We start from the raw sequence: 16,278 nt of genomic DNA, 5'->3' as shown, positions 1-16,278 counted from the left end.
GGCTCGGGAACCGCCCGGCCGGAGTTCCGGCGGGCTCGCGCGTGCGGTGGGACGGGAGTGTGGCCCGTGACGGATCAGGCAGTGGACACAGGCGGCGCGCAGCTGTCCGGACACGCTGCGTCGGAGGGCCATTTCCTGGGCCGCACCCGGGAGTTGAAGGAACTGCGCGCCGACATCGAACGCGCGGGGCTGGACACCCTCTCCGGGAAGAAGGCCCCCCGCGCGCGCGTGCTCCTCATCGCCGGACGGCCCGGTTCCGGCCGTACCGCGCTGGCCGAGGAGTTCGTCCGGCAGGTCGCCGGGCGCTACCGCGACGGCGTGCTGCGCGTCCGGCTCGGCGAACCCGACGGCACGCCCGTGCCCGTCGAGCGGGCCGCCCGCGACCTGCTCACCGCGCTCGGCCGGCCGGTCCCGCCGGGCGCCGGCGCGGACGACCTCTCGGCCGTCCTGCGCGAGGCCCTCGCCGAGCGGCGCGCACTGCTCCTGCTCGACGACGCGGCCGGCGCCGACCAGGTCGACGCGCTCCTCCCGGACACCCCCGAGTGCCTGGTCGTGGCCGTCTCGGCGGGACCGCTCACCGGGATCGCCGACGTGCGGCCCTGCACCCTGGGCGGACTCGACACCAAGTCCGCCCTCGAACTGCTCACCCGCCACACCGGCTCGGTCCGCGTCACCGTCGACCCGCGTGCCGCCGAGGGCCTCGTGGAGGCCTGCCAGGGGCACCCCGCCGCGCTGATCCTGGCGGGCGGCTGGCTCGCCGCGCGGCCCAAGTCGGCGATCGCCGACCTCGCCAAGCAACTGCACGCCGAGGGCGACGACGGGACCCCCCTCAGCCGGATCTTCCGGCTCGTGCACGCCACCCTGCCCCCGGCCGCCGCCCGGACACTGCGACTGCTCTGCCTCGCCCCGGCCGGCCTGGTCGACCCGCACACCGCCGCCGCGCTCGCCGGCTGCTCGATCGGCGCCGCGCGCACCACCCTGGACGACTTCGTCGCCCTGGGCCTGCTGCGGTCCCTGCCGCCGCCGGGACCCCGGTACGAGGTCCCCGGCTGCCTCCAGCCCCTGCTGCGGGAGGCCGCCGAGACCCACGAGCGTCCGGCCGAGCTCCAGCTGGCCCGCGCCCGCATGCTGGAGCGGACGGTACGGCTGCTCCAGTCCTGCCGGGCGATCACCGAGACGGACAACCCGCAGGCCCGGGAGAAACTCCAGGGGATGCCCCGCGCCCTGCGGTTCGCCACCCCGCGCGCGGCCGCCGACTGGCTGCGCGCCCGCCGGCCCGCGCTGCTGGCCTCCGCCCGGCTCGCGGTCGCCGACGGCGAGCTGGACACCCTGGCCAGGCGTCTGATGTCCCAGCTGGTCAGGGCGATGGTCGCGCACTTCGGCACCCAGGGGGCCGCGCCCGACCTGTACGGCGTCCACCAGCTCGTCCTGGACGTGGCCGAGCGCCGCGACCTGCCCCGCGAGAAGGCCGCCGCCCTGCTGAACCTGGCCGACGTGGACGCCCGCACCGGGCGCACGGCGGAGGCCCTGGTGCGCTACCGGGCCGCGCTGGACGCCGGACGGGAGGCGAACGACCCGTACGCGACCGGCCGCGCGATGGAATCCGTAGGCGGCGCACACCTGGAGCTGGGGGACTACGACCGGGCCGCCGACTGGTTCGGCCGGGCCCTCGCCCAGCGGCTGGCCCGCGACGAGCGCGCGGACGCCGCCCGGCTGTACGGCCGTATCGCCACCGCCCACACCTACGCCGGACGGTACGGCGAGGCGCAGCGGGGCTGGCGGGCCGCGGCCGCCGGGCACCGCAGAACCGGCGATGTGGCCGCGTCCGCGCGGGCGTTGAGCGAGCTGGCCCGGGTCCAGGAGTACGCGGGGCGGCCGGAGGAGTCGCTGCGCACCTGCCAGGAGGCGGCGGAGTGGGCCCGGCACGCCGACGACACCCGGCTGCAGGCCGCCCTCCAGCTCCGGCTGGCCGACACCCTGGAGCACCTCGGCGACCCCGAGGCCGCCCGCCTGCACCGCGACGCGGCCGAGCGCATCCTGGGAGATGAGCCCGGAGAGCGCGGTCCGGAGCCGGAACACGGCGATAACGCCTGCGAAATCCGCAGTACACCCACTGAAGATTGATGCAATGAAAGGCTAGACAGCGGGAACACCTTCATTAAACTGGCTCTGCCGCACCTTCTCCTGCGGTGCATCCCGGTGCGTCCGCTATCTCCGGGTATGCCTTGCTGTTCCCCCACACCCTCTGAGCCAAGGACCGTGATCGACGTGAAGGTCGGCATCCCCCGCGAGGTCAAGAACAACGAGTTCCGGGTGGCCATCACCCCCGCCGGCGTGCACGAGCTGGTGCGCAACGGCCACCAGGTCGTCATCGAGCGCGACGCCGGTGTCGGATCGTCGATCACGGACGGCGAGTACGTCGCCGCCGGCGCGCGGATCCTGGACACCGCCGACGAGGTGTGGGCCGCGGCGGACCTGCTGCTGAAGGTCAAGGAACCCGTCGCCGAGGAGTACCACCGCCTCCGCAAGGACCAGACCCTCTTCACCTACCTGCACCTGGCCGCCTCCAAGGAGTGCACCGACGCCCTCGTCGCGTCCGGCACCACCGCGATCGCCTACGAGACCGTCGAGCTGCCGAACCGCGCGCTGCCGCTGCTCGCCCCGATGTCCGAGGTCGCGGGCCGGCTGGCCCCGCAGGTCGGCGCCTACCACCTGATGCGGGCCAACGGCGGCCGCGGCGTCCTGCCCGGCGGCGTCCCCGGCGTCACCCCGGCCAAGGCCGTCGTCATCGGTGGTGGCGTGTCGGGCTGGAACGCCACCCAGATCGCCGTCGGCATGGGCTTCGACGTGACCCTGCTGGACCGCGACATCAACAAGCTGCGCGAGGCCGACAAGATCTTCGGCACCAGGGTCAAGGCCGTCATGTCCAACTCCTTCGAGCTGGAGAAGGCCGTCCTCGACGCCGACCTCGTCATCGGCGCCGTGCTCATCCCGGGCGCCAAGGCGCCGAAGCTGGTCACCAACGAACTGGTGTCCCGGATGAAGCCCGGCAGTGTCCTTGTCGACATCGCGATCGACCAGGGCGGCTGCTTCGAGGACTCCCGCCCCACCACCCACGCCGAGCCGACCTTCCCGGTGCACAACTCGGTCTTCTACTGCGTCGCGAACATGCCGGGCGCGGTGCCCAACACCTCCACCAACGCCCTCACCAACGCCACGCTGCCCTACATCGTCTCGCTCGCCAACAACGGCTGGGTCGAGGCGCTGCGCCGCGACGCCGCGCTGGCCAAGGGTCTCAACACCCACGACGGCCAGGTCGTTTACCGCGAGGTCGCCGAGGCGCACGGCCTGGCGCACGTGGAGCTCGACACGCTGCTCGGCTGACACGCCCGGGCAAGTCACCTTTCCGTAAAGGCGATACGTCAACAGGAGGCGTCAATCGCGTCCCGCCGGCCGGACCTTGCCCGACAAGGTCCGGCCGGATGTGTGTATGGTCACTTTGCGGTTCTCGGTCAACTCGCCTCGAACGTGACCCTTCGACCGATTCGTACGCCGGTGAAACCTGCCGCGCGACGGCCGTACGCCCTTGACAGCGGGATGTTTCATTGTCGACACATCGAGTCGGGTCCGGCGGATTGTGTTGCTGCGAACACCCGACACGCCATAGAGTCGCCAACCGTCGGCATGGTGCCACGCTGACCTTGTCTAGAAGTTTCCTGGTCACCAAGGAGGTAAGACGACTTGTGAATGAGTCGACATTTTCTCCCGGGGGTGGTCAACCAGGAATGCCTACGCGGAGTCAGGACTCCACGGGGCTCGAGGCTGTCGGCTCCGTCGCTGTCCGAACCTTCGCAGCCCGTCAGAGCCGGTCAGACCCCCACACGGCTCTGTCAGCACACCAGAGCATGGATGGCCATCACGTGAACGCCATGGCCGGCGACGGAAGTGGCGCGCCCCGCAACCACTTCGCCGACTACGACGAACTGCCCGAGGGGCACTTCTACGACCCCGACGCCGAGTACGAGCCCGACCCCGAGTACGCGGCCACCCTCGCGCCCGACGCTGCCCGCCAGCGCCGCGAGCGCATCGGCCCGACCGGTCGCCCGCTGCCGTACTTCCCGATCCCGGGACCGCTGACCGACCACGGTCCCGCGACGATCATCGCGATGTGCAACCAGAAGGGCGGCGTCGGCAAGACCACGTCGACCATCAACCTGGGTGCCGCGCTCGCGGAGTACGGACGCCGGGTGCTGCTCGTGGACTTCGACCCGCAGGGCGCGCTGTCGGTCGGTCTGGGCGTCAACCCCATGGAGCTCGACCTCACGGTCTACAACCTGCTCATGGAGCGGGGCATGTCGGCCGACGAGGTGCTCCTGAAGACGGCGGTCCCCAACATGGACCTCCTGCCCAGCAACATCGACCTGTCCGCCGCCGAGGTCCAGCTGGTCTCCGAGGTCGCGCGCGAGTCGACGCTGCAGCGGGCGCTGAAGCCGCTGATGGACGACTACGACTACATCGTGATCGACTGCCAGCCCTCGCTCGGCCTGCTCACCGTCAACGCGCTCACCGCCGCCCACAAGGTGATCGTGCCGCTGGAGTGCGAGTTCTTCGCGCTGCGCGGTGTCGCCCTGCTGACGGAGACCATCGAGAAGGTCCAGGAACGGCTCAACCCGGAGCTGGAGCTCGACGGGATCCTGGCGACCATGTACGACTCGCGCACGGTGCACAGCCGCGAGGTGCTGGCGCGGGTCGTCGAGGCCTTCGACGACCACGTCTACCACACGGTCATCGGGCGCACGGTCCGCTTCCCGGAGACCACGGTCGCCGGTGAGCCGATCACCACCTACGCCTCCAACTCCGTCGGCGCCGCCGCCTACCGCCAGCTCGCCAGGGAGGTGCTCGCCCGGTGTCACGCCGAGTGAGTCTGCCGGGGGCCGACGAACTCTTCCGCACGACAGGGGGAACGGCGCTCCAGCCGTCCGCACCCCGGCGCCCCGCGGGCGGCGAGGCCCGGGTACCCGCTCCGGCGGGGGAGAGCACCGGGGCGGCGGCCGGTTCCGCCGCCGACGCGCCGAACGCCGTGCCCGCGCAGGGCGGGGACGGCGAGGGAACCGAACACGCGGCGGCCGGAGCCGAGCAGGGCGGCGCCCGGGGCACCGGGGAGCGTCCCGGCCCGCGTCAGGGCGCGCAGGAAGGTTCTGCCGCCCAAGGCGACGCCCCGGCGCGCAAGCGCGGACGGGCCTCCGCCCGCCGGCCCAGCGGCCGCGAACGGCACGACGAGAAGATCACCGTGTACGTGTCCGCCGAGGAACTGATGGACCTCGAGCACGCCCGCCTGGTGCTCCGCGGCGAACACGGGCTCGCGGTCGACCGCGGACGCATCGTCCGCGAGGCGGTCGCCGTCGTCCTCGCCGACCTGGAGAGCCGCGGGGACGCCAGCATCCTCGTACGACGGCTTCGCGGGCGGTAGCGGTAGCCTGCGGGGGCCATGACCTCGAACGATCCCGCCCCCGCCCCTCCCCCCGGCTCCGGCGTCCCCGTCGGCCGTCGGCGTGCGCTGGGACGGGGACCGGGGGAGGCGCCCGCGGTACCGGTGCCGGTGCGGGAACCGGCACCCGTCCCCACCCCGGTGCGCGGGCCGGAACCCCCACCGGCCCCGGTGCGCGGGCCGGAACCCCCACCGGAGCCGGGGCCCGGTCCGGCACCCGCCGCCGAGCCCGTCGGCGGCGTGCGGGAGGGCGTGCGGGACGGCGGCCGGGACCACGCCGGGGAGTCCTCCGACGGGGTCTTCAAGGTCCGGCTCGCCAACTTCGAGGGCCCCTTCGACCTGCTGCTCCAGTTGATCTCCCGGCACAAGCTGGACGTCACCGAGGTCGCGCTGTCGAAGGTCACCGACGAGTTCATGGCGCACATCCGGGCGATGGGCCCCGACTGGGACCTGGACCGGACGACCGAGTTCCTCGTCGTCGCCGCGACGCTGCTCGACCTGAAGGCCGCCCGCCTGCTGCCCGCCGCCGAGGTCGAGGACGAGGCGGACCTGGCCCTCTTCGAGGCCCGCGACCTGCTGTTCGCCCGGCTGCTGCAGTACCGCGCGTACAAACGGATCGCCGACATCTTCACGGAACGGCTGGACGGCGAGGCCCGCCGCTACCCGCGGACCGTCGGCCTCGAACCGCACCACGCCGAACTGCTGCCGGAGGTCGTCATCAGCATCGGCGCGGAGGGCTTCGCGAAGCTCGCCGTCAAGGCGATGCAGCCGAGGCCCGCGCCGCAGGTGTACGTCGACCACATCCACGCCCCGCTGGTCAGCGTGCAGGAGCAGGCCCGGATCGTGGTCGCACGGCTGCGGCGGCTCGGCGAGGCCGGCTTCCGCACGCTCGTCGAGGACACCGACGACCCCCTCACCGTCGTGGCGAGGTTCCTGGCCCTGCTGGAGCTGTACCGGGAGAAGGCCGTCGCGCTCGACCAGGAGACCGCGCTCGGGGAGCTGCGGGTGCGCTGGACCGGCGGGGACGGGGACGACCGGCCCAGGGTGACCGACGAGTTCGACCGGCCGCCGGAGAAGACCGAGGAGGAGCGCGAGCCGTGACCGAGGAGACCGAGGAGACCACGGCGGCCGAGGAGACCACGGCGGCCCCGGCCGGACCGCGTACCGTCGCCGCCCTCGACCTCAAGCCCGCCCTGGAGGCCGTGCTGATGGTCGTGGACGAACCCGCCACCGAGGAGCACCTGGCGAGGATCGTGGAGCGTCCGCGCCGCCAGGTCGCGGACGCGCTGCGGGAACTGGCCGACGAGTACACCGCGCAGGGACGCGGCTTCGAGCTGCGGTTCGTCGCGGGCGGCTGGCGGTTCTCCACCCGGGCCGACTACGCCCCGGCCGTCGAGCGTTACGTCCTGGACGGCCAGCAGGCCCGGCTGACCCAGGCGGCGCTGGAGACCCTCGCGGTGGTCGCGTACCGCCAGCCGGTCAGCCGCAGCCGGGTCTCCGCGGTGCGCGGGGTGAACTGCGACGGCGTGATGCGGACCCTGCTCCAGCGCGGTCTGGTCGAGGAGGCGGGCGCGGAACCCGAAACAGGTGCGATCCTGTACAGGACGACGAACTACTTCCTGGAGCGGATGGGCCTGCGCGGTCTGGACGAGCTCCCGGAGCTCGCGCCCTTCCTCCCGGAGGCGGAGGCGATCGAGGCCGAGACCCAGGAAGCCGTACCGTCGTTCGATCCGGACGCCCCGGATGCGGACGACGGTCCCACGACGGACACGACGACGACGGAAATCTGATGCGAAGCAGCGGCAGCGGTAGCGGCAGGAGCGGTGGGCGCGGTAACCCCCGCGGCGCCGGCGACAACAGGGGCCAGAAGCAGGGCCAGGGCCGGGGACAGGCCCAGAGCCGGGGGCAGGGCCAGGCCCCGGGCCGTCCCAGCAAGCCCCGCCCGGAGGAGCGCCGCTACGACGTGGGCCCCGGTGCGTCCCACGAGGGCCCGAAGGCGGGGCGCGGGGGCGCGGCCCGCGGCGGCGCCAAGGGCGGTCCGAAGAAGCCCCAGCAGCGCGGGCCGTCGGTCCCGGCGACCTCGCGCGAGTACGAGACGCGGGCCGAGGAGCGCAACCGCGAGCGGTACGCGGGCAAGAAGGACGTCAAGCTGCCCAAGACCTTCCCGGGCGCCGAGCAGGAGGGCGAGCGGCTCCAGAAGATCCTCGCGCGCGCGGGCTACGGCTCCCGGCGGGCCTGCGAGGAGCTGATCGAGCAGGCGCGGGTCGAGGTCAACGGCGAGATCGTCCTGGAGCAGGGCAAGCGGGTCGACCCGGAGAAGGACGAGGTCAAGGTCGACGGCCTGACCGTGGCGACGCAGTCGTACCAGTTCTTCTCGCTGAACAAGCCCGCCGGCGTGGTCTCGACGATGGAGGACAACGAGGGCCGGCAGTGCCTCGGCGACTACGTCACCAACCGCGAGACCCGCCTCTTCCACGTCGGGCGGCTCGACACCGAGACCGAGGGCGTCATCCTCCTCACCAACCACGGTGAACTGGCGCACCGCCTGACGCACCCCAAGTACGGCGTGAAGAAGGTCTACCTCGCGCACATCGTGGGCCCGATCCCGCGCGACCTGGGCAAGCGGCTCAAGGACGGCATCCAGCTGGAGGACGGGTACGCGAAGGCGGACCACTTCCGGGTCGTCGAGCAGACCGGCAAGAACTACCTCGTCGAGGTCACCCTCCACGAGGGCCGCAAGCACATCGTGCGCCGGATGCTCGCGGAGGCCGGGTTCCCGGTCGACAAGCTGGTCCGCGTGGCCTTCGGCCCGATCACCCTGGGCGACCAGAAGTCGGGCTGGCTGCGCCGGCTGTCCAACACCGAGGTCGGCATGCTGATGAAGGAAGTCGACCTGTAGGGCGGCCCGCTGGAGCGGCCGGTCCCGGATCTCCGGGGCCGGCCGCTCCCTTGTGTCCGGACACCCGCCGGGTTTATGGTCGACGCGACCATTAAAAGGGGGTGGGCGGATGCGGGGCTACGACAAGCACGCCTTCGAGCCCTTCGCCGTCACCGTGGACCTCGCCGTCCTCACCCTGCGCGCGGGCGCCCTGCACGTGCTGCTCGTCGAGCGCGGGCAGGAGCCGTACCTCGGCCGCTGGGCGCTGCCCGGCGGGTTCGTGCTGCCGGACGAGTCCGCCGAGGCCGCCGCCCGGCGCGAACTCGCCGAGGAGACCGGCCTCGCCGACGTCTCCGGCCTCCACCTGGAACAGCTGCGCACCTACAGCGAACCCGGCCGCGACCTCCGCATGCGGGTCGTCTCCGTCGCCTTCGCCGCCCTGCTGCCCGACGCTCCCGAACCGCGCGGCGGCGGCGACGCGGCCCAGGCCCGCTGGCGGCCGTACGGCGACGTCCCACCGCTCGCCTTCGACCACGACCGGATCCTGGCCGACGCCCACGACCGGGTCGGCGCCAAGCTCGAGTACACCTGCCTCGCGACCGCCTTCTGCCCGCCCGAGTTCACCCTCGGCGAGCTCCAGCAGGTCTACGAGGGCGTCTGGGGCACCGGCCTGGACCGGCCCAACTTCCGCCGCAAGGTCCTCGCCACCCCCGGCTTCGTCGAACCCGTTCCCGGCGGCCCCGCGCGGCTGACCGGTGGCCGCGGCAAACCGGCCGCCCTCTACCGCGCGGGCACCGCCACCACCCTCCACCCGCCCCTGCTGCGACCGCCCCGGGAAGGACGTTCCGCATGACCACCACGACCGTCAGGAAGCGCGCCGCGACGGGGGCCCTGCTGGGCCTCGCGCTGGGCGACGCGCTCGGATTCCCCACCGAGTTCGATGACGTCCCCTCGATCCTCGCCACGTGCGGGCCGTGGCGGGAGATGGAACTGCCGGGGCGGGCCCTCGTCTCCGACGACACGCAGATGACGCTGGCCGTCGCCCGGGCCCTGCGCACGGCCGTGGACCGCGGGCCGCTCGAGCCGGCCGGACTGGAGGGGCCGCTGCGCGAGGAGTTCGTGGCCTGGTACCGCTCGCCCGAGAACAACCGCGCCCCCGGCCGGACCTGCCTGACCGCCTGCGGCCTGCTGGAGGACGACGGGCGCCCGTGGCAGGACGCCGCCCGGATCGGCTCCAAGGGCTGCGGCGCCAACATGCGCGTCGCGCCCCTCGGCCTCGCCCCCGGTCTCAGCGACGAGCAGCGGGCCGGCGCCGCCCAGCTCCAGTCCGGCCTCACCCACGGCCACCCCACCGCGCTCGCCGCCTCCGACCTCACCGCCCACGCCGTACGGCTGCTCGCGGACGGCGCCGAACCGACGGGCCTCGTCGGACTGCTGCGGTCGTACGCCCTCGACAACCGCACCCGCTACCACCACCGCTGGCTCGGCGACCTGTGGACCCGCTCCCAGGACCCGACCCCGGAACACTTCATCGCGCGGGGCTGGGACGACTGCCTGGGCGTCCTGGAGCGGCTCCGGGAGGCCCTGCGCAGCCCCTCGCCGGAGACCGACCCGTGCCTGGCCACCGGGGAGGGCTGGATCGCCGAGGAGGCGCTGGCGACCGGTCTGCTGTGCTTCCTGCTCTTCCCCGACGAACCGGTCACCGCGCTGCGCCGGGCCGCCTGCTCCGCCGGCGACTCCGACTCCGTCGCCTGCCTGGCCGGCGCCTTCGCGGGCGCCCACGCCGGGGCCGACGCCTGGCCGGCTCGGTGGGCGGACCGCGTCGAGCACCGGAGCGAGCTGGTCACCCTCGGGGCGCTGTGGGACCGGTGAGCGCTGACCGCTGGTCGTCGGCCTCCGGCCGGTGACCGGCGCTCACCTCACGCCAGCGTGATGGCGTCGCCCTTCACCGCGATCCTCGCCGCGGGCAGCGGCTCGGTCGCCGGGCCGGCCGTCACCGCGCCGTCGCCGATGGCGAAACTACTCTTGTGGCAGGCGCAGTTGATGGTGCCGTCGGCGACGGTCGCCACGATGCAGCCCTGATGCGTGCAGACCGCCGAGAACGCCCTGAAGTCCCCCTGCGCCGGCTGCGTGACCACGACCTTCGCGTCCTTGAAGATCCTGCCGCCGCCGACCGGGATGTCGGCCGTCCTCGCCAGCTCCTGACCGGGGGTGGGGGAGGGGCCGGACGCTTCGCCCCCGGCGTCCTGGGCGCCACAGCCGACGGCGAGCGCCGCCGTGCCCGTCGCGAGGAGAACCGTCCGGCGGGAGGCGGGGAGAGTCATGTCGTCACTCCGGAAGTGCGGGGGAAGCGGAAGAGAGGCAAGAGGCGGAAGGGGCGGAAGAGGCGGAAGGGGCAGCGGCGGGTGGAACCGAGGGACAGAGGGGCACAGAAGGCGCGGCCCGGGTCCACGGGGGCCGGGCGCCCGCACGGGGCGCGTCTCAGCGGGCGGGCACCGCGCCACCGGCCCGGTCCGCGCTGACTACGCTGGGCGGCGAAGAACCGTGACCTACGTGAGCGAGGAGCAGCGCCGTGGCGGTACGAGCGGTCCGGGGGGCCGTCCAGCTGGAGCGGGACGAGGCCGGACACATGGAGGAGCGGGTCGGGGCCCTGCTCACCGAGGTCATGGAGCGGAACTCCCTCACCGTCGACGACCTGATCAGCATCTGGTTCACGGCCACCCCCGACCTGCACAGCGACTTCCCGGCGGCCGCCGCGCGCAAGCTGGGCATCGTCGACGTACCGCTGATCTGCGCCCGGGAACTCGACGTCCGGGGCGCCATGCCGAGGGTCGTCCGCGTCCTCGCGCACATCGAGTCGGACCGGCCCCGCTCCGGGATCCAGCACGTCTACCTCGGTGCCGCGGCCGCCCTGCGCAAGGACATCGCCCAGTGAGGACCGCGCTCGTCATCGGAACCGGGCTCATCGGCACCTCCGCGGCCCTGGCCCTCGCCCGGCGCGGGGTCGTCGTCCACCTGGAGGACCACGACCCCGAGCAGGCCCGTACGGCGGCGGCGCTCGGCGCCGGCACCGACGACCCGCCCCAGGGCCCGGTCGACGTCGCCGTCGTCGCCGCCCCGCCCGCCCACGTGGCCGCCGTGCTCGCCGGCGCCATGCGCCGGGGCGTGGCCCGCGGCTACCTCGACGTCGCCAGCGTCAAGGGCGGGCCGCGCCGGGAACTGGAGGCGCTCGGCCTCGACCTGTCGGCCTACCTCGGCACCCACCCCATGTCCGGCCGTGAGAAGTCCGGCCCGCTGGCCGCGACCGCCGACCTCTTCGAGGGCCGCCCCTGGGTGCTGACGCCGACCCGCGACACCGACACCGAGGTGCTGAACCTCGCCCTGGAGCTGGTCTCGCACTGCCGGGCCGTCCCCGTGGTGATGGACGCCGACGCCCACGACCGGGCCGTGGCGCTCGTCTCCCACATGCCCCACCTGGTCTCCAGCATGGTCGCGGCCCGCCTGCAGAACGCCGAGGAGGCCGCCGTACGGCTGTGCGGGCAGGGCATCCGGGACGTGACCCGGATCGCCGCCTCCGACCCGCGGATGTGGATCGACATCCTCTCCGCGAACCCCGGGCCGGTCGCCGACCTGCTCGGCGACGTCGCCGCCGACCTCGACGAGACGGTCCGGGCGCTGCGCGCCCTGCAGTCCTCCGACGAGGACGAGCGGCGCACCGGCGCCGACGGCGTCGAGGACGTCCTGCGGCGGGGCAACGCCGGTCAGGTCCGGGTCCCCGGCAAGCACGGGTCCGCCCCGCGGGTGTACGAGGTCGTGGCGGTGCTCATCGACGACCAGCCGGGGCAGCTGGCCCGTATCTTCGCCGACGCCGACCGGGCCGGGGTCAACATCGAGGACGTGCGCATCGAGCACGCGACGGGGCAGCAGGCCGGTCTGGTGCAGCTGATGGTGGAGCCGAAGGCGGTGTCCGTGCTGAGCGCCGCGCTGCGGGACCGGGGCTGGGCGCTGCGGCAGTAGCCCGGCGTCCGGACGGCCGGTCCGCGCCGGGGAACCGGGCCGGACCGGCCCGCTCCGCGGCCGTCGGCCGGACGAGTGACCCGTAGCCAGTAACCTTGTGCGGGGCACATTGTCGTCCCGCAGCCCACCACCTCGCACCAGGAAGGTGTCCTCCCGTGGAAAACGGCGCCGCCCAGCCCGTGATCGTCGCCATCGACGGTCCCTCCGGCACGGGCAAGTCCAGCACGTCCAAGGCCGTGGCCGCCCGGCTCGGGCTGAGCTACCTGGACACCGGCGCCCAGTACCGGGCGATCACGTGGTGGATGGTCACCAACGGGATCGACATCGAGGACCCCACGGCGATCGCCGCCGTCGCCGGCAAGCCCGAGATCGTCTCCGGCACCGACCCTGCCGACCCGACGATCACGGTCGACGGCGTCGACGTGGCCGGTCCGATCCGCACCCAGGAGGTCACCTCCAAGGTCAGCGCGGTGAGCGCCGTACCCGAGGTGCGGTCGCGGATCACCGAGCTGCAGCGGGCGCTGGCGGCCTCCGCCGGGCAGGGCATCGTCGTCGAGGGACGGGACATCGGGACGACCGTGCTGCCCGACGCCGACCTGAAGATCTTCCTCACCGCCTCGCCGGAGGCCCGTGCCGCCCGCCGCAGCGGCGAGCTGAAGGGCGCGGACGTGCGGAGCACCCGCGAGGCGCTGATCAAGCGGGACGCCGCCGACTCCTCCCGCAAGACCTCCCCGCTCGCCAAGGCGGACGACGCCGTCGAGGTGGACACCACCGAGCTGACGCTGGTCCAGGTCATCGAGCGCGTGGTCGCCCTCGTCGGGGAGAAGCGGGCCGAGAGGTGAGCGAGCTGCCCTCGGAGAGAGGGGCGGAGGTCGGGCGGCGCATCGGCGTCGGCCTGATGTTCGGGCTGTGGAGGCCGCGGGTGCTGGGCGCCTGGAAGGTTCCGGTGACCGGCCCCGTGATCTTCGCCGTCAACCACTCCCACAACATCGACGGGCCGATGGTCATGGGCGTGGCCCCCCGGCCGACGCACTTCCTGATCAAGAAGGAGGCGTTCGTCGGCCCCCTCGACCCGTTCCTGACCGGCATCGGCCAGCTCAAGGTCGACCGGCACACCACCGACCGCAAGGCCATCACCCGCGCGCTGGGCGTGCTGGAGGCCGGCGGCGTCCTCGGGATCTTCCCGGAGGGCACGCGGGGCGAGGGCGACTTCGCCTCCCTGCGCGCGGGGCTCGCCTACTTCGCGGTGCGCAGCGGGGCGGCGATCGTCCCCGTGGCCGTCCTGGGAAGCACCGAGCGGCGCGGGCGGTTGTTCAAGGCGCTGCCCCCGCTGCGTTCCCGCGTCGACGTCGTCTTCGGCGACCCGTTCGAGGCGGGCGACGGCAGCGGGCGGCGCACGCGCAAGGCGCTGGACGAGGCCACCGAGCGCATCCAGAAGCACCTGGCCTCCCACCTGGAACACGCCAGACGGCTCACCGGCCGCGCGGCGGACGACGGACCACGGCGCGACGCGTAGCGGCGCGACGGCACCAAGACGGCACGAAGACGGTACGAAAACGCCGGGCGTCCGGGCGGACGCTGGGCGACACTGAGTAGTGGATCAAACCGCCGAAAACGGATGCTCCACCGATCACCACGAATGAACGCAGAGGTACGGACTTCATGAACGACCACATCCAGCCCGACGGCTCGGACTCCTTCGAGCACGACCACGGGGCGCTCGGCGATGCCGAGTACGCGGAGTTCATGGAGCTCGCCGCGGTCGAGGGCTTCGACATCGAGGACGTCGAGGGCGCGATCGAGGCCGCCGGGCACGGGCCGCTGCCCGTCCTCGCGGTCGTCGGCCGCCCGAACGTCGGCAAGTCGACCCTCGTCAACCGGATCATCGGGCGGCGCGAGGCGGTCGTCGAGGACAAGCCGGGCGTCACCCGCGACCGGGTCACCTACGAGGCCGAGTGGGCGGGCCGCCGCTTCAAGGTCGTCGACACCGGCGGCTGGGAGCAGGACGTCCTCGGCATCGACGCCTCCGTGGCCGCACAGGCCGAGTACGCGATCGAGGCCGCCGACGCCGTCGTGTTCGTCGTCGACGCCAAGGTCGGCGCCACCGACACCGACGAGGCGGTCGTACGACTGCTGCGCAAGGCGGGCAAGCCCGTCGTGCTCGCCGCCAACAAGGTGGACGGCCAGAGCGGTGAGGCGGACGCCGCCTACCTGTGGTCCCTGGGCCTCGGCGAGCCGCACCCCGTCTCCGCGCTGCACGGCCGCGGCACCGGGGACATGCTGGACGCCGTCCTGGAGGCGCTGCCGGAGGCGCCCGCGCAGACCTTCGGCACGGCGGTCGGCGGTCCGCGCCGCATCGCCCTCATCGGCCGTCCGAACGTCGGCAAGTCCTCGCTGCTGAACAAGGTGGCCGGCGAGGAGCGCGTCGTCGTCAACGAGATGGCCGGCACCACTCGCGACCCGGTCGACGAACTGATCGAACTGGGCGGTGTCACCTGGAAGTTCGTCGACACGGCCGGTATCCGCAAGCGGGTCCACCTCCAGCAGGGCGCCGACTACTACGCCTCGCTGCGCACGGCGGCCGCGGTGGAGAAGGCCGAGGTGGCGGTCATCCTGATCGACGCCTCCGAGTCGATCTCCGTGCAGGACCAGCGGATCGTCACCATGGCGGTGGAGGCGGGCCGCGCGATCGTCCTCGCCTACAACAAGTGGGACACCCTCGAGGAGGAACGCCGCTACTACCTGGAGCGGGAGATCGAGACCGAGCTGGCCCAGGTGGCGTGGGCGCCGCGGGTGAACGTCTCGGCGCGCACCGGACGGCACATGGAGAAGCTGGTCCCGGCGATCGAGACCGCCCTCGCGGGCTGGGAGACGCGCGTCCCGACCGGCCGGCTGAACGCCTTCCTCGGCGAGCTGGTCGCCGCCCACCCGCACCCGATCCGGGGCGGCAAGCAGCCGCGCATCCTCTTCGGCACCCAGGCGGGCACCAAGCCGCCGCGGTTCGTGCTGTTCGCCTCCGGCTTCATCGAGGCGGGCTACCGGCGCTTCGTCGAGCGCCGGCTGCGCGAGGAGTTCGGCTTCGAGGGGACGCCGATCCACATCTCGGTGCGGGTGCGCGAGAAGCGCGGCAAGAAGAAGTGACCTGACGTGACGGCACGGTCGGGGGGGGGGGGGGGGGGCGGCGGGGGGGCCCCCCCCCCCCCCCCCCCCCCCCCCCCCCCCCCCCCCCCCCCCCGCGCGGGGGGGGGGGGGGTGGGGGTGGGCTGGCTGTTTTTTTGGGGGGGGGGGGGGGGGGGGGGGGGGGGGGCCCCCGCGGGGGGGCCCCCCCCCCCCCGACCGTGCCGCGCCCGCCGCGTGCCTCAGACGCTCCGCCGGGGCGCCGGGGGCAGTGCCGCCGGGACGTGGTGCGTCCCGGCGGGTGTGTGCGGCCGGGCGGGCTGCCCGAGCGGGCCGATCCGCTGCCACTGCGGCGCCTGCGGCTGCGGCCGGCCCTGCGCCTGTTCCCGCTCCTGCGAGGAGGACGGCGCCGGCGGCTGCGGCGGCTGCCCGAGCCGCGCGCTCTGCGCGCCCGCGCTGTAGGCGCTGTACGAGCTGCTGAACGACCCCGGCCGCGGCACCGCGTACGTCCCCGTGCCGTGCGGCATGTTCCCGAAGGCGGTGAACCCCAGGTCGTCCTCACCGCTGCGGTCACCGGGCAGTGAACGGAACGACCTGACGTACTCGGCGTAGAGCGCGTCGTAGATCGGCGTGGCCGAGGGGCCGCCCTGTGGGTCCTGGGAGTCCTGGGCCGATCGCGCGGACGGGATCGGGTAGGGCTGGCGGCGGGAGACGTCGTAGGTGTGCACGTATGTCCCAACGACGTGTGGGGTCGGGGGATGCGGCCGGTGACCGGCCT

The 16,278-nt window shown here is 73.6% G+C and carries 16 protein-coding genes; 14 read left to right on the top strand and 2 right to left on the bottom strand.

The window, feature by feature from the left end; all coding sequences use genetic code 11:
- Positions 1 to 66: 66 nt before the first annotated feature.
- The 9 genes from ACF09K_RS30965 to ACF09K_RS30925 all read left to right on the top strand — a co-directional run bounded on the left by ACF09K_RS30965 (position 67) and on the right by ACF09K_RS30925 (position 10,238).
- Positions 67 to 2,124, top strand: coding sequence for a tetratricopeptide repeat protein (locus tag ACF09K_RS30965; protein ID WP_392248636.1), 2,058 nt, complete (start codon positions 67 to 69; stop codon positions 2,122 to 2,124).
- Between the two features lie 135 nt (positions 2,125 to 2,259).
- Positions 2,260 to 3,384 (top strand): alanine dehydrogenase, encoded by a 1,125-nt coding sequence (gene ald, locus ACF09K_RS30960; protein WP_392248635.1) that lies wholly within the window; start codon positions 2,260 to 2,262, stop codon positions 3,382 to 3,384.
- 401 nt (positions 3,385 to 3,785) lie between these two features.
- A complete protein-coding gene (locus ACF09K_RS30955; RefSeq protein WP_392248634.1) occupies positions 3,786 to 4,922 on the top strand; it encodes a ParA family protein in 1,137 nt (378 codons plus the stop codon).
- Positions 4,907 to 5,470, top strand: coding sequence for a hypothetical protein (locus ACF09K_RS30950; RefSeq protein ID WP_392248633.1), 564 nt, complete (start codon positions 4,907 to 4,909; stop codon positions 5,468 to 5,470). Before ACF09K_RS30955 ends, ACF09K_RS30950 begins: the two co-directional genes overlap by 16 nt.
- 18 nt (positions 5,471 to 5,488) lie before the next feature.
- Positions 5,489 to 6,589: a segregation and condensation protein A gene (locus ACF09K_RS30945; RefSeq protein WP_392248632.1), complete on the top strand. Its 1,101-nt coding sequence runs from the start codon at positions 5,489 to 5,491 to the stop codon at positions 6,587 to 6,589.
- Positions 6,586 to 7,278 (top strand): SMC-Scp complex subunit ScpB, encoded by a 693-nt coding sequence (gene scpB / locus ACF09K_RS30940; protein WP_392248631.1) that lies wholly within the window; start codon positions 6,586 to 6,588, stop codon positions 7,276 to 7,278. The genes ACF09K_RS30945 and scpB overlap by 4 nt, the downstream gene beginning before the upstream one ends.
- Positions 7,278 to 8,387, top strand: coding sequence for a pseudouridine synthase (locus tag ACF09K_RS30935; protein WP_392248630.1), 1,110 nt, complete (start codon positions 7,278 to 7,280; stop codon positions 8,385 to 8,387). The genes scpB and ACF09K_RS30935 overlap by 1 nt, the downstream gene beginning before the upstream one ends.
- Before the next feature lie 109 nt (positions 8,388 to 8,496).
- Positions 8,497 to 9,219 carry an NUDIX domain-containing protein gene (locus ACF09K_RS30930; RefSeq protein ID WP_392248629.1) on the top strand — a complete coding sequence of 241 codons (723 nt, stop codon included), beginning with the start codon at positions 8,497 to 8,499 and terminating at the stop codon, positions 9,217 to 9,219.
- Positions 9,216 to 10,238 (top strand): ADP-ribosylglycohydrolase family protein, encoded by a 1,023-nt coding sequence (locus ACF09K_RS30925; protein WP_392248628.1) that lies wholly within the window; start codon positions 9,216 to 9,218, stop codon positions 10,236 to 10,238. Before ACF09K_RS30930 ends, ACF09K_RS30925 begins: the two co-directional genes overlap by 4 nt.
- 47 nt (positions 10,239 to 10,285) lie before the next feature.
- Here the strand turns inward: ACF09K_RS30925 and ACF09K_RS30920 are convergent, their stop codons facing one another.
- Positions 10,286 to 10,690, bottom strand: coding sequence for a Rieske (2Fe-2S) protein (locus ACF09K_RS30920; RefSeq protein ID WP_392248627.1), 405 nt, complete (start codon positions 10,688 to 10,690; stop codon positions 10,286 to 10,288).
- Between the two features lie 248 nt (positions 10,691 to 10,938).
- Between ACF09K_RS30920 and aroH the strand changes: the two genes are divergently transcribed.
- From aroH to der, 5 genes are all read left to right on the top strand, one after another.
- Entirely contained in the window at positions 10,939 to 11,301 is a 363-nt protein-coding gene (aroH, locus tag ACF09K_RS30915) for a chorismate mutase (RefSeq protein WP_392248626.1), read from the top strand.
- Positions 11,298 to 12,383, top strand: coding sequence for a prephenate dehydrogenase (locus ACF09K_RS30910; protein WP_392248625.1), 1,086 nt, complete (start codon positions 11,298 to 11,300; stop codon positions 12,381 to 12,383). The genes aroH and ACF09K_RS30910 overlap by 4 nt, the downstream gene beginning before the upstream one ends.
- Positions 12,384 to 12,538: 155 nt before the next feature.
- Complete coding sequence (gene cmk, locus ACF09K_RS30905) at positions 12,539 to 13,225, top strand: (d)CMP kinase (protein ID WP_392248624.1); 687 nt, start codon at positions 12,539 to 12,541, stop codon at positions 13,223 to 13,225.
- On the top strand, positions 13,222 to 13,899 hold the full coding sequence (locus ACF09K_RS30900; protein ID WP_392248623.1) for a lysophospholipid acyltransferase family protein: 678 nt from the start codon (positions 13,222 to 13,224) through the stop codon (positions 13,897 to 13,899). The genes cmk and ACF09K_RS30900 overlap by 4 nt, the downstream gene beginning before the upstream one ends.
- A 146-nt stretch (positions 13,900 to 14,045) precedes the next feature.
- Positions 14,046 to 15,524, top strand: coding sequence for a ribosome biogenesis GTPase Der (der, locus tag ACF09K_RS30895; protein ID WP_392248622.1), 1,479 nt, complete (start codon positions 14,046 to 14,048; stop codon positions 15,522 to 15,524).
- Positions 15,525 to 15,742: 218 nt separating this feature from the next.
- Here der and ACF09K_RS30890 read toward each other — a convergent pair whose 3' ends face one another.
- Complete coding sequence (locus ACF09K_RS30890; RefSeq protein WP_392248621.1) at positions 15,743 to 16,228, bottom strand: hypothetical protein; 486 nt, start codon at positions 16,226 to 16,228, stop codon at positions 15,743 to 15,745.
- Positions 16,229 to 16,278: the final 50 nt, after the last annotated feature.

Source organism: Streptomyces sp. NPDC014882, assembly GCF_043081325.1.
Lineage (GTDB): Bacteria > Actinomycetota > Actinomycetes > Streptomycetales > Streptomycetaceae > Streptomyces.
This window is presented reverse-complemented; position numbering and strand designations above follow the sequence as displayed.

Excerpts from the sequence above, each read along its gene's own strand:
- ACF09K_RS30945 (WP_392248632.1), top strand. The coding sequence starts at position 5,489 with ATGACCTCGAACGATCCCGCCCCCGCCCCTCCCCCCGGCTCCGGCGTC.
- ACF09K_RS30935 (WP_392248630.1), top strand. The coding sequence starts at position 7,278 with ATGCGAAGCAGCGGCAGCGGTAGCGGCAGGAGCGGTGGGCGCGGTAAC.
- ACF09K_RS30955 (WP_392248634.1), top strand. The coding sequence starts at position 3,786 with ATGCCTACGCGGAGTCAGGACTCCACGGGGCTCGAGGCTGTCGGCTCC.
- der (WP_392248622.1), top strand. The coding sequence starts at position 14,046 with ATGAACGACCACATCCAGCCCGACGGCTCGGACTCCTTCGAGCACGAC.
- ACF09K_RS30930 (WP_392248629.1), top strand. The coding sequence starts at position 8,497 with ATGCGGGGCTACGACAAGCACGCCTTCGAGCCCTTCGCCGTCACCGTG.
- ACF09K_RS30925 (WP_392248628.1), top strand. The coding sequence starts at position 9,216 with ATGACCACCACGACCGTCAGGAAGCGCGCCGCGACGGGGGCCCTGCTG.
- ACF09K_RS30920 (WP_392248627.1), bottom strand. The coding sequence starts at position 10,690 with ATGACTCTCCCCGCCTCCCGCCGGACGGTTCTCCTCGCGACGGGCACG.